Source organism: Lysinibacillus sp. FSL M8-0216, assembly GCF_038595555.1.
In the GTDB taxonomy this organism is placed as follows: domain Bacteria; phylum Bacillota; class Bacilli; order Bacillales_A; family Planococcaceae; genus Lysinibacillus; species Lysinibacillus fusiformis.
The window spans coordinates 637,962-658,869 of record NZ_CP152007.1 but is presented as its reverse complement, the minus strand read 5'-3'; the positions used below and the strand labels follow the sequence as shown (position 1 = coordinate 658,869).

18 protein-coding genes and 1 pseudogene are annotated in these 20,908 nt (G+C 37.3%); 7 read left to right on the top strand and 12 right to left on the bottom strand.

Translation table 11 applies throughout. The features are described 5' to 3' along the window. Position 1: 1 nt before the first annotated feature. The 9 genes from MKX57_RS03035 to MKX57_RS02995 form a co-directional block, all read right to left on the bottom strand. A complete protein-coding gene (locus MKX57_RS03035) occupies positions 2-502 on the bottom strand; it encodes a flagellar protein FlgN (RefSeq protein ID WP_008178860.1) in 501 nt (166 codons plus the stop codon). Between the two features lie 27 nt (positions 503-529). Continuing rightward, a complete protein-coding gene (gene flgM, locus MKX57_RS03030) occupies positions 530-790 on the bottom strand; it encodes a flagellar biosynthesis anti-sigma factor FlgM (protein WP_036123292.1) in 261 nt (86 codons plus the stop codon). 121 nt (positions 791-911) lie between these two features. Then, positions 912-1,325 (bottom strand): TIGR03826 family flagellar region protein, encoded by a 414-nt coding sequence (locus MKX57_RS03025; RefSeq protein ID WP_008178864.1) that lies wholly within the window; start codon positions 1,323-1,325, stop codon positions 912-914. A gap of 79 nt (positions 1,326-1,404) precedes the next feature. Continuing rightward, positions 1,405-1,995, bottom strand: a complete 591-nt coding sequence (locus MKX57_RS03020; protein ID WP_239354190.1) for a ComF family protein — start codon at positions 1,993-1,995, stop codon at positions 1,405-1,407. Next, positions 1,992-3,377: a DEAD/DEAH box helicase family protein gene (locus tag MKX57_RS03015; protein ID WP_342550736.1), complete on the bottom strand. Its 1,386-nt coding sequence runs from the start codon at positions 3,375-3,377 to the stop codon at positions 1,992-1,994. Before MKX57_RS03015 ends, MKX57_RS03020 begins: the two co-directional genes overlap by 4 nt. A 45-nt stretch (positions 3,378-3,422) precedes the next feature. Next, positions 3,423-4,265, bottom strand: coding sequence for a DegV family protein (locus tag MKX57_RS03010; protein WP_342550735.1), 843 nt, complete (start codon positions 4,263-4,265; stop codon positions 3,423-3,425). 245 nt (positions 4,266-4,510) lie between these two features. Continuing rightward, positions 4,511-5,062: a DUF3225 domain-containing protein gene (locus tag MKX57_RS03005; RefSeq protein WP_008178872.1), complete on the bottom strand. Its 552-nt coding sequence runs from the start codon at positions 5,060-5,062 to the stop codon at positions 4,511-4,513. 294 nt (positions 5,063-5,356) lie between these two features. Beyond that, positions 5,357-6,031, bottom strand: coding sequence for a response regulator transcription factor (locus MKX57_RS03000; RefSeq protein ID WP_008178876.1), 675 nt, complete (start codon positions 6,029-6,031; stop codon positions 5,357-5,359). A 30-nt stretch (positions 6,032-6,061) separates the two neighbouring features. Beyond that, positions 6,062-7,210 carry a sensor histidine kinase gene (locus MKX57_RS02995; protein WP_008178877.1) on the bottom strand — a complete coding sequence of 383 codons (1,149 nt, stop codon included), beginning with the start codon at positions 7,208-7,210 and terminating at the stop codon, positions 6,062-6,064. Between the two features lie 165 nt (positions 7,211-7,375). On the opposite strand from MKX57_RS02995, the gene MKX57_RS02990 reads away from it, so the two are divergent. After that, positions 7,376-8,011 carry a YigZ family protein gene (locus MKX57_RS02990; RefSeq protein WP_239354186.1) on the top strand — a complete coding sequence of 212 codons (636 nt, stop codon included), beginning with the start codon at positions 7,376-7,378 and terminating at the stop codon, positions 8,009-8,011. 149 nt (positions 8,012-8,160) lie between these two features. After that, complete coding sequence (locus MKX57_RS02985; protein ID WP_008178879.1) at positions 8,161-9,222, top strand: LCP family protein; 1,062 nt, start codon at positions 8,161-8,163, stop codon at positions 9,220-9,222. A gap of 466 nt (positions 9,223-9,688) precedes the next feature. Here the strand turns inward: MKX57_RS02985 and MKX57_RS02980 are convergent, their stop codons facing one another. Next, positions 9,689-10,756 carry an MraY family glycosyltransferase gene (locus MKX57_RS02980; protein ID WP_239354184.1) on the bottom strand — a complete coding sequence of 356 codons (1,068 nt, stop codon included), beginning with the start codon at positions 10,754-10,756 and terminating at the stop codon, positions 9,689-9,691. 225 nt (positions 10,757-10,981) lie between these two features. On the opposite strand from MKX57_RS02980, the gene secA2 reads away from it, so the two are divergent. From secA2 to MKX57_RS02965, 3 genes and pseudogenes are all read left to right on the top strand, one after another. Beyond that, positions 10,982-13,345, top strand: a complete 2,364-nt coding sequence (secA2, locus tag MKX57_RS02975; RefSeq protein WP_036147114.1) for an accessory Sec system translocase SecA2 — start codon at positions 10,982-10,984, stop codon at positions 13,343-13,345. Beyond that, positions 13,345-14,241 carry an accessory Sec system S-layer assembly protein gene (locus MKX57_RS02970; protein ID WP_096363538.1) on the top strand — a complete coding sequence of 299 codons (897 nt, stop codon included), beginning with the start codon at positions 13,345-13,347 and terminating at the stop codon, positions 14,239-14,241. Before secA2 ends, MKX57_RS02970 begins: the two co-directional genes overlap by 1 nt. 300 nt (positions 14,242-14,541) lie before the next feature. After that, positions 14,542-15,871 (top strand): annotated as a pseudogene (locus tag MKX57_RS02965) (IS1182 family transposase). Positions 15,872-16,080: 209 nt separating this feature from the next. Here the strand turns inward: MKX57_RS02965 and MKX57_RS02960 are convergent. Next, complete coding sequence (locus MKX57_RS02960; RefSeq protein ID WP_090003135.1) at positions 16,081-16,974, bottom strand: C40 family peptidase; 894 nt, start codon at positions 16,972-16,974, stop codon at positions 16,081-16,083. Positions 16,975-17,224: 250 nt separating this feature from the next. On the opposite strand from MKX57_RS02960, the gene brnQ reads away from it, so the two are divergent. After that, positions 17,225-18,559 carry a branched-chain amino acid transport system II carrier protein gene (gene brnQ / locus MKX57_RS02955; protein ID WP_089986780.1) on the top strand — a complete coding sequence of 445 codons (1,335 nt, stop codon included), beginning with the start codon at positions 17,225-17,227 and terminating at the stop codon, positions 18,557-18,559. Between the two features lie 191 nt (positions 18,560-18,750). After that, entirely contained in the window at positions 18,751-20,127 is a 1,377-nt protein-coding gene (locus MKX57_RS02950) for a S41 family peptidase (protein WP_342531913.1), read from the top strand. 24 nt (positions 20,128-20,151) lie between these two features. Here MKX57_RS02950 and MKX57_RS02945 read toward each other — a convergent pair whose 3' ends face one another. Beyond that, positions 20,152-20,772 carry a TetR/AcrR family transcriptional regulator gene (locus MKX57_RS02945; protein ID WP_089986782.1) on the bottom strand — a complete coding sequence of 207 codons (621 nt, stop codon included), beginning with the start codon at positions 20,770-20,772 and terminating at the stop codon, positions 20,152-20,154. Positions 20,773-20,908: the final 136 nt, after the last annotated feature.

Genomic DNA, 20,908 nt, shown 5'->3' with positions numbered 1-20,908 from the left:
GTTAGGCTTGTGAATCGAAATATGATTTTTTTGCTATGTTATTTGTGCCGAGAACCTCGTTGCTAGAGTAGTTCATTTGCTCTGTTCGAGGTCTTACAGCATCTAATGTTAGGTTGACGATTTGTAGTGACTGGAACACGAGTTTTTGATTTAGGTCATTTTGTGTGCGTAGATCATTGATAATTTGTAATAAGCGATCGCGAACTACTGATAATGTTGCTTTGTCCGTTTGTTGTTCAGCAGCCTCGATGACGTCCGCAACAGTTGTTTTGTCAGATGAAGCAAGTCCCTTTGCTTCAAGGTAGTCCGTTACCTGTTTCTGACGCTGTTGTTCGAGCTTATCGATGGCCGCTACGTGTGCCTGCTCATCCTTGAGCAATTGGTCTAGCGCTTCGATATCGCCAGCTTTAATGATCTCTGTTTTTTTGAAGGCTAGTTCAAGTAAGCTTTTATGCATTCTCTCTAGCATCATTAATGTAGAATTAATCGCTTCTACAGACATTTCGCTATACACCCTTTCTGCTATACCCTAGAAACGATAATATTTCAGCATATCCTCAGCTACTTTACGAGCATCTACTTTGTATTCTCCAGAATCAATGTCTTTTTTCAGCTGTTGAACACGGTCAGCTCGCTCCGTATTGTAAGTTGAAACGCTTTTCATGTCTTGAGCAGCTTTTGAAATTTCGATTTTATCTGCAAAAGATGTTTTGTTTGTATCGGATTTAACATTGCGAACCTGGTTTTTATAGGCGTTCACTGCATTAATTCCATAAGATGTAATTTTCATCTTGAAACCCCCCGTCTAAAAATCTTATCTTACTATTATTTCGGATTGTCTCACATAATGTTAAGTTTTCACATATAAAAAAGTGTGCTAATTTTGTTTAAAATTAACACACCTTCAATTATTAACGTTTTCGGTCTGCGTGATATGTGACACGATCGCGTTGCTCTACACTATCACGGAATTCCTTAGCCGCTTCAAAAGTACGTAAATCAGCTTTTAATTCATCCTGACATTTTGTGCAAAGCTTGCCTGTCGTCGTCAGATGACCACAGTTATCACATGGGTAGCCTAAGTTAGGAAACATTGCTGGTTGCAAGCGACCTTTACGCACCCATTTATATAATAGCTCTTCCTCTGCTCCCGTCGCTTCTACAATACGCTCCACTGTTGCAGCACGGTTCTCACGTTTACGTAGGAAGCGATATACGATTTGATACAGTTCTTCTTCTGATTGTGCACATTTATGACAAACTTCCCGTACCCCTGTATAATTAAAAAACTCATTACATTTTGGACAATTTCGAACCTCTGCCATCTAGTTTTCCTCCTCTAACAAAATATCTTATCTACACATACTAAACTCATCATCTATTATACATAATACACTGGAAAATTCATCCTTCAATTAATGTGAAGTATTGGACATTTTTTGCACCTGCTTGCATTAAAACATCTGCAGCATGCTGTAATGTGGTTCCTGTAGTTTTTATATCGTCAAATAGAAGGTAATCTTTATGCTCTACATTTGCGCCCTCCTTTAAACGAAATAGCGGAGCTGCACGTAAGCGCTGTTCTCTATTTTTGGAGCCTTGTGTTTCTGTTGTGGTCTTTTCGAGCAGCTGAATATAGGGTATATTTGCTGCCTTTAATAATTCATTAGTATGAGAGAAAGTACGCTCCTGTTGTTTGAGGGGATGCATAGGAATTGGTAGAATCATGGCTTTTTCTTTATAGAAACGGGCATACAGCTCCTGCCGAAATACTTTTGCCAGAGCTACATCTTGTAGGAATTTAAATTGGTGTAAATAGTCTTTCATAGCCTCATTATATTGATAGAGTGCTGTAATGGACTGTGAATGCTCAAAGCGAGCAGTGCATCTTGTACATATAGTTGGAGTAAATCGCTTTATTAATAGCGTTTTCCAAGTAACTGAGGTTTTTAATAGCTGTGAGCATAATAAGCAATGCGATTCTGTTTTATTCATACCGGAAATCCTTTCTTATTATAAAAGAGGATTTTCGCACATGCCTCATCCATCTCTGTCGTAATGCCATGGTGAAAGAATACGATGTCCCCATTTGGATATGGATTATTTCGTCCAACTCGTCCAGCAATTTGAATGAGTGCACTTGCGGTAAATAAGGAGGATTCTGCCCCAATAACCGCCACCTGCACATTACTAATGGTGATACCTCTTTCTAATATGGTGGTTGTTAAAAGTCCGGGTACTTCATTATTTCGGAGCATCTCTACTTTCTCTTTCCGATCTGGATCTTCTGCATGCACAGCAAGGATATTTTCATTTACTAGCTGAAATAGAGGCGCTGCTTTATGCATGAGGGCGATAGTAGGGAAAAATAGTAAGAATGGTTTCTTTCCTTCAAGGCGTTCTTCCGTCCATTTTTTTAACTTTTTAGGGATTTTTCCATGTTTGAAGCTTTTATTGTACCCCCATAAAGCACGAAACTGAGGAACTGGTAATGGATGATTGTGAAAGCGTTTAGGGATGAAGGAATAGCTTTCATGTTGGAAGGCATTGAGTAATTTCTGTGATGGCGTTGCTGTAACAAATACGATAGGTGCCTCTTCCTTTTTGGCCTTTGTCACTGCTCTTTGTAGAGTTTCATCTATAGTATAAGGAAAAGCATCTGCCTCATCTACGATCATGACATCAAATGTGCTTTCAAATCGGTAGAGCTGATGAGTTGTGGCAATAATAAGCTGGCCATAAGCATTTTGCTTCGTTACCCCACCATATAATGCATGAATAACTGTCTTAGGGAATGCTTGTTGAAAGCGTGGATATAGCTCTAATACTACATCCGTGCGCGGTGTAGCAATACAAACACGCAAACCCCGTTTTAATGCATCATGGACAGTTGGAAAAAGCAACTCCGTTTTTCCTGCCCCACATACAGCATGAATAAGATGGGAGCGTTTTGCTTGTACACTTGCTAGCATTTCACTTGCAGCCTGCTGTTGGAGCTTTGTCAACTGCCCTGCCCACTTTAATGTATGCTTTCTCATTTTGATTACTTGAGGGCCTGTCCACATCATCAATTGCGTACAGCTACTCACCCTGCCCATTCGAATACAATGTCGACAATATAAACATTGCTGCTGACATTTTGAACAATCGAATATCGTGAATAAATGTAGGTCTATATTGTGGCAACGATTGCATTTGGTGACGGGCGTCAATTCAATTCCTTCTATTATACGGAAGTAATTTTGCTTAATTGCTCGATCAGTATCTATAGTTGAAAATGGAGAATGATGCTTTAACCAAATACGTCCTTCATGGAAATCCCGTAAAGCTGGTGGTAATAGCCAACCTTTGTATCTCAAAATGCTCTCTCCTTTCATAGAAAAAAGCCTCTACAATTTCGTAGAGACTTTCATCGGTTACGTTTATTTTTTGGTCCAACCTAAGCCCATTGACCCTTCTCCTAAATGAGTACCAATAACAGGACCAAAATAGCTTAATTTAAAATTGACGTTCGGGTACGTTGCGGCTAATTGTTCTAGCCATTCATGCGCTTCTGTTGGGCAATTGCCGTGAATGACCACAGCATCCATGGCATCATATTTTTTAGCATCCTCTGCTAGCAGTTCCTCCGCACGCTTTAAAGCTTTTTTACGTGTTCGGATTTTTTCGAAAGGAACAATTACCTTGTCCACAAAATGAAGGACAGGTTTCACTTGTAAAAGGCCACCGATTAAGGCTGCCGCAGAAGACAAACGCCCACCACGTTGTAAATGTGCTAAGTCGTCTACAATGAAGTAAGCACGAATATACTGCTGCATGTCCGCCAATGCTGCAAGTATTTCTTTGGCTGAATAGCCCTCTTTCGCCATTTCAGCTGCTCTTAAAACGTAAAAGCCTTGAACAGCACAGGATATTTCACTGTCAAAGGTATACACATCAATACCTTCCACCATTTCACCTGCCTGCACTGCACCTTGGTATGTTCCACTAATTCCACTCGATAGATGGATAGAAATAACCTCATCGTAATCCTTTGCTAGCTCATCGAAAAGAGCGACAAATTCTCCGATTGGAGGCTGTGTTGTTTTGGGGAATTCTTTGGCACCACGCACCTTATCATAAAATTCAGATGCTGTGATATCTACTTCTTCTGCAAATAATTGGCCTGAAATATTAACACTTAAAGGTATCATATGGATATTTAAGCGTGCACGTTCCTCAGCTGTATTATATGCAGTACTATCTGTTACGATTGCCGTCCTCATCTATGTCCACTCTCCTATGTTTCATAGTTTACAATCTATTTCATCTTGGTGCAATTGTTGTTGGGTTTCTCACAGATTTAGAATGAAAACAAAAAGAAATGAATGTGATGAAGGACGAACGTATATTTTACGTTTTGGTCATTCGATAATGAGCTAGTAGCTAACTAGCCTCCATTTCACATTCATTTCCTATGTATAGTAGGCGTATCTTCACTCAATTCTATGTTGAATGAAGATCGCTTCTCTTAATTGCCTGTACTTGACTGTGAGTCATCGCCAATATAAAAGACGCTTGTTACTTTCCAATCATCATCTTCTTTGACAAAGACCGTTACCTGTCGTCCTGCGCTTTCATGCTCGACATTTGTTTCGAGTTGAAGAGAATGCATTTTCATATTGGCAAATACTTGAGCTTCTTCTGACCCGTATTTGGCAATCGTTACATTTTCGACGTCACGCTTTATATCAAATTGATCGAACACTTCCGTTGCATATGTTTTTTCTTCATCATATTTAAAACCCTTTGGATTTTTCGAAATCGTTTTCATATAGCGGTCGATTTCCTCCGCATTTAGGGCTGCAATATATTCATCGAAAGAAGCTAAAATAGCTTTTTCATCTGCTGCTGGTACGTTTTCTGCTTTTTCTACATTACCGCCCATCATCTCAAAGCCAACGGTACCATCCTCTATTACCTTTTCTCGATCGTCATCACTAATCTTCTCTTCTTTATTACCACATGCAGTTAAAGTGAATACAAATAAAATTAAAACTGCTAGAAAACTTTTCTTTAACATCACAAAACCTCCCGCGCATATTGTAGCATATAAATGCTGTCGTAGGAATTTTGTTGTGCTTTTTCAACATTTAGGTGCTACATCTTCCTTATGACGCATTCGGCAGTAAAATGTTGCATGATCTGACAGTTTCCATATTTAATACCTACTAACAGGACGAAGAGCAATGTTACAAATTTGTGAAAGGCAATCAAATATCTTTAACAGGCCATTCAAATAGTTACTAAAAAACAATAAAAAACTGTTTTAAAAACTACTTCTATACAAAGTAGCTTTTAAAAACAGTTTTAACAATTATCGTACTTCAACCCAACCATTTTTAATGGCTGTTACAACGGCTTGTGTACGGTCATTCACATTCATTTTTTGTAAGATGCTTGATACATGGTTTTTGACTGTTTTTTCAGAGATAAACAGTGTCTCACCAATTGTACGGTTTGATTGACCATCTGTTAATAGCTGTAATACCTCACATTCACGTTTCGTTAATAAATGGAATGGACGGCGAATTTCCGTTTGGTGGAAGTTACCTTTATTTTCGTGTTCTGAAAGTCTCTTGAACTCTGCCACTAAATTTTTTGTTACTTTTGGATGTAAGTAAGATCCACCGTTTGCAACAACTTTAATAGCCTCCACGATTTCATCTGCATCCATTTCTTTTAGCATATAGCCAAGAGCGCCTGATTTTAATGCATGTGTCACATATGTTTCATCATCATGGATGGAAAGCATAATGACCTTCGCATCTGGAAATTCATTAATTAACTCCGATGTTGCTTCTACGCCATTTTTGCCTGGCATGTTAATATCCATCAGTACTACATCTGGTTCGTTTTCAGCGTATAACGTCACCACATCAGTACCATCATCACCTTCTGCTACTACGTCAAACGTATCTTCAAAATCTAAAATACGTTTTACTCCTTCGCGGAATAGCTGGTGATCGTCTACAATAATAATCTTTGTCATTTGTCTTTACCCCCTAAATTTCTGCAACAGTTACTTTACTTCTAACGGAATTTTAAATAACACCGTTGTACCTCGGTTGATCTCACTAGTAATAGTAATTGTACCATTTAAAATTTCAATTCGTTCTTTCATTCCTAAAATCCCAAAGGAATGATCTTTCACTACTTGTTGGTCAAAGCCTATACCATCATCTTTCACAACGATATTAACAGCATTTTTTAACCACTCAAGCTTTACCCAAATGTCTTTACATTTTCCATGCTTCATGGCATTTGTTACGCACTCTTGCACTAGTCGGAAAATGGATACTTCGTAATTGGAAGGTATACGTTTTTCTGTACTTCTCGATTGGAAATGAATGTCGACACCTGGATTATATTCAGTGACTGTTGATAAATACTTCTTTAATGTCGGAATAATTCCCAAATCATCAAGTGCCATTGGTCGTAGATCATAAATAATACGTCGCACCTCAGATAATGCGTTTCGCACCGTTTTCTTTAAATCAGCAATTTCTGCTAATGCATTTTCTATGCCTTTTTCACGATACGTTCTATCTATTAAATCAGTGCGCATTAGTACATTTGCAAGCATTTGAGCAGGTCCATCATGAATCTCTCTGGACAAACGCTTACGCTCCTCTTCTTGAGCTGCAATAATACGTATCCCAAAATCTTGCTTCATTTTTGCTTGTTCAAGCGCTAAACCAACATTTTTTAAATCTGAAGTTAAGTAATTCAAAACGACATTTACCTGATTGACAATATGATCAGCACGTTCAATCGTATCGAGTAATCCTCTTAATCTTCTCTCTAGATCATCTCTTTTATCGCGTAGCTGTTTTTCTTGCGTTCTAATAACGGAGAGCTTTACTTGAAAATCATGTGCAGTTTCATATGCTTCTCTAACTTGTTCTTCGGTATAATTATCAAAAGCTTTACTTACTAAGACAAGTCTTTGTTTAGCAAGCTGCGTACTTTTTTCCAATGCATCGCCTTCATCAATTACAATTGATATTTGTTTTCGAACAATTTCTAGCTCTTTTTGCATATCTTCAAAGCTTCTACGGCTTTGTTCGCTTATAATAAAGATATCATCCTTCGAGCTCATGATTGTATCTAACATTCGATTAAAAATGTCATCAAGCGACTTTAAATCGAAGGTATCATTTGAAAACATACTATACTCCCCAGTCTAATGTCTTATGATTACTTACTATTTTAATAGACCAAATTCTTATATTCCATAGTCTACACCTATTATAGCATTACCATGCTAAAATTTAATGCTTTTTCTTTACGAAAATTATAGAATAGAACTCTAGTTAAAAGGAGATTGATACGGATGAGAGAAAACTATTTAACAGTAAAAGGATATGGTGAAAGCGAAATTGTTATTTCTAAATCCCGCTTTCTCACTTATATAGAACGTGCAGAAACGGAAGAGGATGCAATTTCTTTTATAGATCGTATAAAAAAAATGCATCACAACGCAACACATAATTGCTCAGCCTATATAATCGGCGAACATGATAACATTCAAAAAGCGAATGATGACGGGGAACCTAGCGGTACGGCTGGCGTCCCTATGTTAGAGGTCTTAAAAAAGCAAGGCCTAAAAGATACGGTCGTCGTTGTGACTCGCTATTTTGGAGGCATTAAACTTGGCGGTGGCGGTCTTATACGTGCATACGGAAAAGCAACAACAGAAGGTCTTATTGCCGCGCAAGTAGTTGAACGCAAGCTTCATCATTTCATGAAGGTTGCCATTGATTACACATGGCTTGGGAAAGTCGAAAACGAAGTAAGAGGTTCGTCCTATTCGTTAGAGGACATCCGTTATTTAGAGGGTGTCGAAATCATCGTCTCTGTGCTAAAAGAAGAAGAGGAACAATTCCGAAACTGGATGACAGAAATCACGAATGGACAAGCATCCATCACATTCGAAGATGCTCAATTTATAGAATTTATTGTCAAATAAATAGTTTTAATTGTCGAAACTAAATATGCATAGTATAATTTTTTTGTTAGGCTATTTTTATGGACCACACTTTTACTTCTTTAGTAATTGAATAAAATTTAGCTTTATCGCATTATTATTCCCAATAATAAGAGGAGAATATATCCAATATGAAAAAAAGATCTATTAATAAGTTCAAAAAGAGATCTTCTAAAGCTTCCTTAATTATAAAAGTTACACTACTCCTAGTTGCTAGCTTAGTGATTTGTGTTACTGCTTATGGTGTTTACCTTACAAAACAGGTAGAGCATGCGGCAAACTCAGCCCATGAAGTATTAGAAGGTCGGGAAGTTTCTAAGCTCCGTGAGGAAAAAGTAGAACCGGTACATGATAATGTTTCTATTTTATTTGTCGGAGTCGATGATAGTGATAATCGTGGACAAGGTTCTGATCATTCACGTTCTGATGCCCTTATTTTAGCAACGTTAAATAATAAAACACATACCATTAAAATGTTAAGTATCCCTCGTGATTCTTACGTTTATATTCCTAAGGTCGGTTATAAAGATAAAATCACTCATGCTCACGCGATGGGTGGAACCCTTACTACGATTGAAACAGTAGAACAATTATTCGATATCCCAATCGACTACTATGTACGTATGAACTTCAATGCCTTCATTGATGTTGTCGATGCTTTAGGCGGTGTTGAAGCAGAAGTACCGTATGCCCTACACGAATTAGACGAATTTGATAAGTTTACAATCAATTTACAGCCAGGACTACAGCATTTAAATGGTAGTGAGGCACTGGCTCTTGCAAGAACACGTAAACAAGATAGCGATATCGAACGTGGTAAACGTCAACAGGAAATTCTTTCAGCTATAATTAAAAAAGTAGCATCTGTTGGTTCCATTACAAAGTATGATGATGTGATTAAAGCACTTGGTGATAATATGAAAACAGATATGACATTTACTGAAATGAAGTCCTTCTTGTCATACTTATCAAAAGGCGCTCCACGTATCGATGCTTTAACTTTGGAAGGTACAGATGATATGTCTACTGGTATTTATTATTACCAGCTAAATCAGGATTCTGTGGAAGAAACAAAGGAAATATTTAAAAACCATCTTGGCCGAAATGAAGAATCATCAAGCCTAACATCAAGTGGTAGCAGCAATACAGGAACTGATAGTGCTGCTAGCGATGAAAATTCAGTTGTCGAATAATCAGTTCGTATAACAATAAGACCCTTCAGACCATAGACAAAATTTTGTCTATGGTCTTTTTTTCTTCCAATCAAGGTCATTTTTAGTTTATCTCTCCTTCACTTTTCCATACGCCATAATGACCATACGAGCAGATTTATAGATGTTGCTTCTTTTCCCTTTAATGCGCTACTTTAAACAGCTCTCATCTCAGTTAGTGATAACAACCAACTCACCCCCATAATAAGCATATGCATTGCAAATCAACGATTTAGTTCTCTCGTCTCATTTATATGACTCCCTTATCAACTATCAACTTCAACCATTGTCCTCATAGCTTCCTGCCATGCTCAAAGTCGAAATTCTAGGCTGAACGAAAAGAGTGAAGCAGTTCGACCTAAATCCGCCGTAGTGAAAATCAAAAAAAGACTAAAGACAAACTCAACTTTTTTGAGTGTGTCTTTAGTCTTTAGTATTTAACAAAGCTCTATTTACTAAAGCTTCGTACAAAATTCAACAATGGTTTGTAGTTTTTACCAGCAAGCCCGATAATTTCTACAAATATTTCAATGGCTGTTAGGATGACAGCGACAAGTAAAATGGCTCCCCATACTTTTGCCATTGAGAAAATAATAGCTGCTAGCCCAAACATCACGGCAATTCCGTAAATAAGAAGTACCGTTTGACGATGTGTGAAGCCCATATCCAGTAAACGATGGTGTAAGTGGGATTTATCTGGATCAGACCATTTCTTCTTCATACGAACACGACGAACAATCGCAAAGAACGTATCAGAAATCGGTACACCAAGAATAATAATTGGGATGATTAAAGAAACGAACGTAACATTTTTAAAACCAAGTAGCGCTAGCACAGAAATCATAAACCCAAGGAATAGTGCTCCTGTATCACCCATAAAGATTTTAGCTGGGTGGAAGTTATAAAATAAAAAGCCAAGTGAAGCTACAGCTAAAATGGCTGCTATCGCTAAAACAAACATATTACTCATAATAAATGCCATGACTGCTAATGTAATCAGCGCTATCGTGGAAACACCCGCCGCAAGACCATCTAAGCCATCAATTAAATTTACTGCATTTGTTATCCCGACAATCCAAATGATTGTTAATGGAATACTTAGTAAACCAAAATCTAATGTTCCTAAAAACGGTAAGTTTACCATATCGATTTGAATGCCACCTACAAAAACAATAATGAGTGCAGCACCTAGCTGACCGACCAATTTTGCTTTAGCAGAAATCTCTCGCATATCATCAACAACGCCTGTTGCAACGATAATACACGCACCAATAATAATCGCTATTAAATAATCACTATTGCCATTTTTAGTATGAATTAAATACGAATATAAAATCGTTACACCAATTATAAATGCAAGGAAAATAGCCAAACCACCAAGTCTTGGCATAATTCGAGCATGTACTTTTCGATAGTTTGGTGCATCCACTGCACCTATTCTAAACGCTAAACGTTTCACTAATGGAGTTAACAAAATGGATGCAACGAATGCTGCTATTAAAGACACGTAAATCATGTCTCTCCTCCTCAAAAAAATAATCTACATTGAAATCCAAATTGATTATAGCACGAACAAGCATTGAAATATACTTTTTCTAAACATTTTCCACGATTTCACAAATATTTTGTACATTTTAGCATTCATAGATTCCTATATAGTCAATTGTAGTCACCATAAGTAAAATTTGATAGAATAATGGTGTGTCTAGCATTTAGACAACATTAAAGGAGCGTATATTTCATGTTCTCAATTTTCAAAAGTAACAAAGAGCAAACGAGTGCTCGTCAATTAAAACGCTACTACAAAATAGTAGATCAAATTAATAATCTTGAAGAAAAGTATGTTGATAAGTCAGATGCTGAATTACGAGAAATGACTTTTATTTTCAAAAATCAATTAGAACAAGGTGAGCCTATTACATCGATCATCCCAGACGCATTTGCTGTTGTACGCGAAGCCTCAAAGCGTGTATTAGGAATGCGTCATTTTGATGTGCAGCTTATCGGTGGTCTAGTGTTAACAGAAGGTAATATTGCTGAAATGCCTACAGGTGAAGGTAAAACATTAGTTGCATCTCTTCCCTCTTATGTACGTGCATTAGAAGGTAAAGGCGTTCATGTCATTACTGTAAATGATTACCTAGCAAAACGTGACTTTGAGCTTGTTGGTCAAATCCATCGTTTCCTTGGCCTAACTGTTGGTTTAAATATTCCGATGATGGAAGCTGCTGAGAAAAAAGAAGCCTATAATGCAGATATTACATATGGTGTTGGTACTGAATTTGGTTTCGACTATTTACGGGACAATATGTCCTATAGCTTAGCAGATAAAGTACAGCGTCCTTATCATTTCGCCATTATTGATGAAGTGGATAGTGTATTAATCGATGAAGCTAAAACACCACTAATTATCGCTGGTAAAATGCCTTCAAATGATGAATTACATCGCATCGCTGCTATGTTAGCTAAACGTTTCAAAAAAGATGAAGATTATGATTTCGATGATGAAACAAAGGCTACTTCCCTAACAGATAAAGGTATTGAAAAGATTGAGGCTGCTTTCAATGTTGAAAATCTGTATGATTTAGAACATCAAACACTTTTCCATTATGTCATCCAAGCGGTACGAGCTCATGTCATGTTTAAACGTGATGTAGATTACATTGTCAAAGATGATAAAATCGAGCTTGTCGATATGTTTACTGGCCGTATTTTAGAAGGTCGTTCTCTTTCTGACGGTTTACATCAAGCAATTGAAGCCAAAGAAGGCGTCACGATTACGGATGAAAATAAATCACAAGCACAGATTACAATTCAGAACTATTTCCGTATGTATCCGAAGCTTTCTGGGATGACGGGTACAGCGAAAACACAGGAAAAAGAAATTCGAGAAGTATATGGCATGGAAGTTATACAAATTCCAACAAATCGTCCACGTCAACGTGTCGATCAGCCTGATATTATTTTTAGCACACAAGAGGCAAAATATAAGTATGTGGCAGCTGAAACTAAAAAGCGCCACGATAAAGGTCAGCCTATTTTAATTGGTACAACATCCATCTTACAGTCTGAAACAGTGGCGGACTACCTGAAAAAAGAAAAATTAACATTCCAATTACTGAATGCCAAAACCGTTGAGCAAGAGGTTGAGCTTATTTCACAGGCAGGTCAAAAAGGTCGTATTACTGTAGCGACAAATATGGCGGGCCGAGGTACGGATATCGTGCTAGGCGACGATGTTCACGAACTTGGTGGTTTATATGTCATTGGTACCGAAAAGCATGAAAGTCGCCGTGTAGATAATCAGCTTCGTGGCCGTTCTGGTCGTCAAGGTGACATAGGCGAAAGCTGCTTCATTCTCTCTATTGAAGATGATATGTTCCGACGCTACGCAAAAGAAGAAGTTGAAAAATTCTCTGCCAAAATGGTCGTTGATGAACAAGGCATTATTCAAAATAAAGAGGTTCAGGAGCTAATAGACCGTACACAGCGCATAGTCGAAGGATCTCAATATGGCATGCGTGAGTATAACTTAAAGTTAGACGATGTTATTAATGATCAACGTACTGTACTTTACGGACTACGAGACAAAATTTTAGCTGGTGGAGACTTAATGGGCGAGCTGAAAAAAATGCTCCATGAAACAATTGATTTCGCTGTGCTAGACGCTGCACCGGAGGATGTATCCACAATGGAATGGGATTATGATCGAATGGAGCATGCACTTAACTCCCTATTTATCACACCGGTTACAATCGATCGCGAGGTAGGTAAAGTAAAACAAATTTTAGCTGATATTCAGCCTTCTGAACAAGAGCTACTCGATCATATGGAGAAATTTGCGGAAAATGAAAGAGTCATAGAGGTTCTGCCACAAATTATGCTTAGCTATATCGATAGTGGCTGGGTAAGACATTTAGAGGCAATGACGCATTTAAAAGAAGGGATCGGCTTACGTCATTATCAACAAGAAGACCCAATGCGAATTTACCAACGAGAAGGACTTGAGTTATTCGGTAAAAATTTCCAAGAACTACGTCGTTCTATTATAATAGAAATTACAGGCTTCATGAAAACAGTTGAGGCACAACAGGAGGAACAATAATGGGTTTATTTTCATTTTTTAAAAAATCGGACAAGGTTGGTCAAGAAAATACGATTGACTCTAAAGACCTGCTAGGAAATGCTACAACAAAGAAAGGTGATAACCGTGATGTTGTAACAAAACTGTCCTTTCATCCAGAATGGGATGTGCCTCAGGAGCAAAAATACATCTTTAACTTCCTTGCTAATGAGTTAGAACCATTGAAACCGAATCAATTATCACTATCTTCTATTAGTATTGAAGAGGCTCGTGCTGGAAAATGGCTCGTTCGTGCATTTTTCCGCTCTTCTTTACCACAAGCAATTGAGCTAGGTGAAATTGAACTTTTCATTTTAGATAAAGATGAAGAGCTTATTGCATCTAAAAAATTCGATTTTAAAGCATTAGGGACAATTCCAGCAGAAAGTGCTCGTCCATGGGTATTTGAATTCGAAAAATCTACCATTAAAGTAGACGAAGTTCCTGAAGATGGCTGGAAAATTGCCTTTAACCTTGTATCCCTTCGTGGTCACCAATTAGAGCTAGATCCATCATGGGAAAAGCAATTACCAGCAGCTCAAAAAGAAGAGCTTGAGAAAATCGTTAAAACATTACCGGAGCTAGGTGAAACTGAGGTAAACTTTACAGGCTTACAGGCAAAATTAGCTGACAACGGTAATCTAAACGTATCCATCTTTATCCGCAATGGTCACAATAAAGCGATCAATCTAGAGCAATTACCTTTAGAAATTATTGATTCAACAGGTAAGCAAATTGCAAGGGGTTCTTTTAAAATGGATCCAATATTAACTGTTCAACCAAACTCAACAAAGCCATGGACATTTATCTTCCCAGCAGATCTTGTTGATGCAAAAGACGCAGATCTTTCTCGTTGGACAGCACGTGTAACGCAATAACAAAAAGCCCCTCTCTCTAAAAAAAGAGGGGCTTCAGACTGTAGACAAACTCAAAAAATTTGAGAGTTTGCCTACAGTCTTTTTTCTTTTACAATGAAATAAAGTAAAGCCGTTGATTTCCACTACGGGCGGACGCTTTCCGCGGGCGGGGTCGAGCTGCTTCCCTCGCTTCGCTCAGTCCAGGATCTCGACTTTCCCGCTTTTCCCGCAGGAGTTGCCGCCCTTCGTTCCAATCAACTTCTACATAAAGAACTCCTTATTCATATGTTGATAAAAAGTAAACTTCTGATGTGAACAACCATGATGACGAAGAATCAAATCAATGAACGTGAACAATTAGAAATGTTAACAATAGACCAATTAGTTCCCAACAATCATTTAGTGCGAAAACTAGAGGCTGCTATTGATTTTTCATTTATCTATCCATTAGTAGAAAACCTTTACTCTGCTAATAGGCGTCCTAATATTGATCCTGTTGTTCTCTTTAAAATGACGTTTATTCAGTACGTTTTTGGTATTCGATCCATGCGTCAAACGATCAAAGAAATTGAAACGAATATGGCGTATCGCTTTTTTCTAGGATTTGGTTTCCATACAGAAGTCCCGCACTTCTCTACCTTCGGTAAAAATTATGTCCGTCGCTTTCAAGACACCGATATATTTGAACAGATATTCTATCGTATTTTAAAAGAGATTATGCATCAAGGACTCCTCCATGCAGACCATTTATTTATCGATTCCACGCATGTGAAAGCGAGTGCGAATAAACGGAAGTATGATAAAAAGGTTGTGCGAAAAGAAACACGGGCTTATGAAGAAAAACTTCAATTAGAGTTAAATATAGATCGTGAAGAACACGGAAAAAAGCCCTTTCCCCCGGAGAAGTTTGAAAAGGAAGAATGGAAAGAAATAAAGGAAAGTACGACAGATCCTGAAAGTGGCTATTACGTGAAGGATGAACGTACAAAACAGTTTGCATATTCCTTTCATGCTGCGACAGATGAAAAGGGCTTTGTCTTAGGTGCCATTGTGACTCCGGGAAATGTACACGATAGCCATGTATTGCAGCCACTTGTTGAAAGGGTCATTCAAAACGTTCAAAAACCATTAGCTGTTGCGGCAGATGCAGCCTATAAAACACCAGCGATTACGAACTTTTTGTTAGAGAATCAAATGTTGCCTGTTCTTCCGTATACACGTCCTAAAACGAAAGATGGATTCTTCCGAAAGCACGAGTATACATATGACGAGCACTATAATTGTTATCTTTGCCCACAAGGGCAGATATTGAAGTATGCGACAACGACGAAGGAAGGATATCGCCAATATAAATCGAATCCTTTGATTTGTGCGAAGTGTCCAAGCCTTTCCCAATGTACAGAAAGTAAGCATCATCAAAAACTCATTCAACGTCATATTTGGGAGTCGTATGTGGAGGAAGCTGAACATTTACGCCATGCCTATGACATCAAACAGATTTATGCAAAGCGCAAAGAAACGATTGAGCGTGTCTTTGCGGATGCGATGGACAACCTTAAGAGGTCTTAAAAAATTGTCCATGCAGGCGATGCTTACTTTTGCTGCCATGAATTTAAAGAAACTGGCTACTTGGACGTGGCAGGCAACTTAAAAGAGTTTTTATGCTTGTAGAGTATGTTTAAACGGGTAGAAAATCACCATTTTTAAACATATTCATAGAAGAAAAAAAGACAAAAGGAATCGAGTGTGAATTCTCGATTCCTTTTGTCGACAGTCTGAAGCCCCTCTCTCTAAAAAGAGGGGGCTTTTCAATTTCTCACTAAACAAGCGATTTCCACCTTAGCAGAAATCGCTTGTTTTTTATTTCACACTATCAAACCGTTTATAGGCTACTAGTTTAGATGACCAGTAAGGATACGTAACATCTGATATTTCTACGCCATCCGTACCCGCATGGACAAATTTATTATCACCAAGATAAATTCCCATATGAGAAATGCCTTCTTTATACGTGTTCTCGAAGAATACTAAATCGCCAGGCACTGGATTTTGTACAGATGTTGTATTGCCATTAAAATACCCTTCACTACTTGCTCTGCCTATTTTTAAACCGCCCTGATTAAAGGCATAGAAAATAAAGCCACTGCAGTCAAGGCCTACCGGAGTATTTCCTCCATATAGATATGGTGTACCAACCAATGTATGCGCTACTTCTACTGTTTTCTTATAAATAGCTTGTCCATTAGTTGTAGGATCATTTGATGTTACATTTGATGGTGTACCCGCATCTGATGTCACATTATTATGTATCGAATCGCCCTCGGGAATGACTGCGCCTGGAGATATTTTTAACACTTGTCCAATGTAGATTGTGTCTTTCTCAAGCTTATTCCAATTCATAATATCCTTAATTGTCACATTATATTGCTTAGCAATTTTCGATAATGTATCACCTTTCGCTACCGTATGAGAAGTAGTCGTTGGCTTTGTGGATGCTGATGGGACTGACGGCTTTTTACTATCACTCGTTGCTTGCTTTTGAATGTCAAGCTGTTGAGCTACATAAATCGTATCTTTCGAGAGATTATTCCATTTCATAATATCTGCAATCGTTACTTGATGATTTTGGGCGATTTTAGATAATGTATCGCCTTTTTGTACAGTATATGTTGCAGCCTCTGCAGTTTGTAGAGTTAAAAATGAAGTGGCTAAAGTGCTTAAAACAAGAATTCTCCATTTTTTTGTTTTTTGCATACCAAAGTGCCTCCGTTCGTGCTAGAATATTTCCTTGTGTGTCTATCATACTAGATAATTATAGTATGAAAAATCGGAAATACTGACTATTTTTCAAACATTTTATCAAACTTATAGAAAACGACGAAATCCGACTATATTACAATAATATATTCGTTGCAAGATTTTGGTTCCTATGATAACATACACATCTGTATTTAAAATTTTTAGAAAGTTTTAGCTTTTCAATCTTAAAGGAGTTTTTATACTTATGAAAAACATCATGCATTTCATCAAAGGAAATTTAGCAGTAGGATTACTACTATTTGCCTTATTCTTGGGTGCTGGGAATATTATTTTTCCACCGTTATTAGGTCAGCAGGCAGGTGAAAATATCACAGTAGCTATGATTGGTTTCCTTATAACAGGTGTCGGTTTACCACTATTAGCTATCGTAGCTGTCGCCAAAGCAGGAGGCGATTTACAACTGCTCGCCAATCGTGTTAGTCCCGCTTTTGGTATACTCTTTACCTCTATTGTATATTTAGCAATTGGACCATTCTTTGCCGTACCACGAACTGGATCAGTGTCCTATGAAATTGGCATTGCCCCTTTTCTTCCAGAAGTTATGAAGGACCATTGGGCACCGCTTTTCATTACATCTATTTTGTTTTTTGCCTTAATTCTTTATTTATCCATTAACCCTTCGAAGCTTGTCGATCGAGTAGGAAAAATATTAACCCCTGCCCTGCTTCTTGTCATTTTATTGCTAGCAGTCAAAAGCTTTATTTCTCCAATGGGAGAGCCAGGGGAAGCGGCAGGAAACTATATTAGCTCCCCATTTGCTGAAGGATTTGTCCAAGGTTACTTAACAATGGATGTTCTGAGCGCACTTGTTTTCGGTATCGTTATTTTACAAGCATTACGCGATATGGGAATGAAGGATAAAAAAAAGCAAGTGAATACAACTATATTTGCTGGTGTTGTTGCAGCCATTGGTTTATCTTTTGTTTATATCTCACTTGGTCATATCGGTAATACAAGTATTACTGCCATTGGTACTTCTGCTAATGGTGGAGATATTATTGCAAAATCAGCTGAAGTACTTTTTGGAAGTCTAGGAAGTATTATTTTGTCTGCGACTATTTTACTAGCTTGTATTTCAACAGCTGTTGGTTTACTAACTGCCAACGCACAATTTTTCCATAAGTTATTCCCAAAAATATCTTACAAAACATTCTTAATCGTATTTACTATTTTTAGTACAGCCATTACGAATGTGGGACTTTCAACAATTATTAATGCCTCTCTGCCTGTGCTGTTAATCATTTATCCAATAGCAATGGTATTGATGGTACTATCATTAGCGGATCATTTCTTTAAAGGTGGACAAATTGTTTATATTTTAGCGTTAATCCCTACTTTCCTTGTCAGCCTATATGATGGCTTAAAACAAATGAAAGTTGAAATCACTTCCTATGAAAATATTCTTCAAGCATTGCCATTGTATGACCAAAACTTAGGATGGCTTGTACCTGCCATTGTCGGCGCATTCATCGGTTTTATTATTCACAAACTTATGAACAACAACCAAGCCTCGGCCTAATGGACATTATATCTTCAACGAGAATCTGCTTGCTATACAAGGCTAACAGATTCTTTTTCTATTATTAAATTCATCCACTATTTCTACCGTTCATGTATAATAAAAACTAGATACTCAACTGTAAAATGTATCCATCCACTATCTAGAAGGACTATGCATTCCTACTTTGAGTGCTAGAAAAGAGGTGTCCAATGAAAAAATTAATATGGTCGTTCGTATTTATACTAGGCTTCTTTCTCCTACCGTTAACGTCTACGCAGGCAGCTAGTCAGGAACAATCGTTAGTAAGAGAAATAAAGGAAATAATTCAGAATACGTATGTAGGGACGATCAACGGAAACTTAGAGAAGGCCACATCCATTGCAGAAATTATTGATATGCTAGATCCTTACTCCACCTATTTTACAAAACAAGAATTCGAGGATTATATGAATAGCATCAATCTTTCAACCATCGGCATTGGTGTTGTTATTGAAGAACATGAAGATGGTATTCATATTTTACAAGTAATTGAAGGCAGTGGTGCATTTGATGCAGGTTTACAGGCTGGAGATATCATTATTGCTATAAATGGTGAATCTATTATTGGTCGTTCTACACAGGAAACCTCTTCTCTCTTAACGGGGCATGAAGGTAGTCAGGTGAAAGTGACACTTAAACATAGGAATGAAACGACGACTACGAAAACCATTACACGAAAAAAATTCACATTACCAAATGTACAATCTGAATTATTGTTTGGACAGGTTGGCTATATTTCACTTGCTTCATTTTCAGAAGATGGTGCTCAGCTTGTCAAAAAAGCGCTGATTGACTTAAAAAAGAGCGGTGCCAAATCGTTTATCTTAGATTTACAAAATAATGGTGGCGGTTATGTTACAACAGCAGAAGAACTTACAGGACTATTTCCATCAGCAAAAGTTGCTTATCTATTAGAGGAAGCACATTCCTCTTATACAATACCAGCTGTTAAGCAAAATACTAAATTTCCAGTTAATACACGTATTTTAGTCAATCGTTATAGCGCTAGTGCCTCTGAAATGCTTTCTGCATCACTAAAAGATCAGAAGGCCGCTATTTTATACGGTGAAACAACTTACGGAAAGGGCGCTATGCAAGGTTTTTATATGCTCCATGATGGAAGCTACTTAAAATTAACTGTCGGCAAATTTACAGGACCCCTGCAGCAGACTATTCATGAAGTAGGTGTCAAGCCTAATATTCAAACAACATCAGCTCCTATTTTCCAGGCGCATTTTGATGCCATTAAGGAGCAATATCCTAAATATAAAAAGCTTTTAATTGGGAAAACTGCTGCCATTCAAACAGAAAAATTAACGGTGAAACTACCACCAACACTTATTTCACAAATTGATAAGGAGCATATTCAGCTTATTGCTTTAGGAGCAGACGAAGTAGTAGCAACTACTAAAGTCGAAGGGCAAACATTAATTGTTACCCCAACGAGTCCTTTATCACTCAATCAGGAATATATGCTACTCATTCATCCGAATAAGCAAAGCAAAGTACAAAAAGGTTATTATCAACATATAAAGTTTGAAAATTAAGAAAAATCCTCTCATCGATCTACATTACGATTGATGAGAGGATTTTTGTTTTATTTCTTCGGTTTTCCAAAAATATAATTGTACAATATCGTTCGCTAGTTCGGCAGGCAATCTTTTTTGCTCCAGTAAATTGGTTAATATCAGTCTCTCCATCGATCCAACTAAAGAATCTATTAAAATTTTAATATCCACACGATAACGTTGTAGGTCCTTGTCACAATCATGAAGATAAATAAGATGAATCAATTGTTGCGTTAACTGAGATTTTACTAAAAAAGCCTGCTTAGATTCTATAAAGCCAATTTTTGATAGCTTCGGATTTTCGATTATATAGAAGAATAAATTTGACAGTTTTTGTTCTAAAATCGAAATAAATGCTTCTAATCCATTCGCCACACTATCAGAGGATTTGCTATTCATCACTTCAAAAAAACCATTCTGAAATTGTATATTCAAATCATTATAAAGCGCATCCTTGCTTTTAAAGTATAAATAAAAAGTAGGCTGTGTTAGATTAGCAGCCTTCACAATATCACTAATTTTTGTATGGTGATATCCTTTATCTGAAAATAGCTCTATCGCTTTTTCAAGTAATAGTTGTTTGCTTCGTTCTCCATTCGAATTAAATTTTCTACCTCTTGCCATACTTTCCACCTTATCTTAGTTTATAGTCGCCCTAATCCCTTAGCATCATTAATAGACACACTATTCTTAATCAAAAGTAACTAAATTTCCATAACAAGTACATATTTTATTCATGATTATACTCCATTGTATTATA

What these genes read in the sequence shown, in the direction of transcription:
- brnQ (WP_089986780.1), top strand. Translation starts at nt 17,225, where the DNA reads ATGAAAAACATCATGCATTTCATCAAAGGAAATTTAGCAGTAGGATTA.
- MKX57_RS02985 (WP_008178879.1), top strand. Translation starts at nt 8,161, where the DNA reads ATGAAAAAAAGATCTATTAATAAGTTCAAAAAGAGATCTTCTAAAGCT.
- flgM (WP_036123292.1), bottom strand. Translation starts at nt 790, where the DNA reads ATGAAAATTACATCTTATGGAATTAATGCAGTGAACGCCTATAAAAAC.
- MKX57_RS03000 (WP_008178876.1), bottom strand. Translation starts at nt 6,031, where the DNA reads ATGACAAAGATTATTATTGTAGACGATCACCAGCTATTCCGCGAAGGA.
- MKX57_RS03025 (WP_008178864.1), bottom strand. Translation starts at nt 1,325, where the DNA reads ATGGCAGAGGTTCGAAATTGTCCAAAATGTAATGAGTTTTTTAATTAT.
- MKX57_RS03035 (WP_008178860.1), bottom strand. Translation starts at nt 502, where the DNA reads ATGTCTGTAGAAGCGATTAATTCTACATTAATGATGCTAGAGAGAATG.
- MKX57_RS02950 (WP_342531913.1), top strand. Translation starts at nt 18,751, where the DNA reads ATGAAAAAATTAATATGGTCGTTCGTATTTATACTAGGCTTCTTTCTC.
- MKX57_RS03015 (WP_342550736.1), bottom strand. Translation starts at nt 3,377, where the DNA reads ATGAAAGGAGAGAGCATTTTGAGATACAAAGGTTGGCTATTACCACCA.
- MKX57_RS03010 (WP_342550735.1), bottom strand. Translation starts at nt 4,265, where the DNA reads ATGAGGACGGCAATCGTAACAGATAGTACTGCATATAATACAGCTGAG.
- MKX57_RS02970 (WP_096363538.1), top strand. Translation starts at nt 13,345, where the DNA reads ATGGGTTTATTTTCATTTTTTAAAAAATCGGACAAGGTTGGTCAAGAA.
- MKX57_RS02990 (WP_239354186.1), top strand. Translation starts at nt 7,376, where the DNA reads ATGAGAGAAAACTATTTAACAGTAAAAGGATATGGTGAAAGCGAAATT.
- MKX57_RS02995 (WP_008178877.1), bottom strand. Translation starts at nt 7,210, where the DNA reads ATGTTTTCAAATGATACCTTCGATTTAAAGTCGCTTGATGACATTTTT.
- secA2 (WP_036147114.1), top strand. Translation starts at nt 10,982, where the DNA reads ATGTTCTCAATTTTCAAAAGTAACAAAGAGCAAACGAGTGCTCGTCAA.
- MKX57_RS02960 (WP_090003135.1), bottom strand. Translation starts at nt 16,974, where the DNA reads ATGCAAAAAACAAAAAAATGGAGAATTCTTGTTTTAAGCACTTTAGCC.
- MKX57_RS03020 (WP_239354190.1), bottom strand. Translation starts at nt 1,995, where the DNA reads ATGAATAAAACAGAATCGCATTGCTTATTATGCTCACAGCTATTAAAA.
- MKX57_RS02980 (WP_239354184.1), bottom strand. Translation starts at nt 10,756, where the DNA reads ATGATTTACGTGTCTTTAATAGCAGCATTCGTTGCATCCATTTTGTTA.
- MKX57_RS03005 (WP_008178872.1), bottom strand. Translation starts at nt 5,062, where the DNA reads ATGTTAAAGAAAAGTTTTCTAGCAGTTTTAATTTTATTTGTATTCACT.
- MKX57_RS02945 (WP_089986782.1), bottom strand. Translation starts at nt 20,772, where the DNA reads ATGGCAAGAGGTAGAAAATTTAATTCGAATGGAGAACGAAGCAAACAA.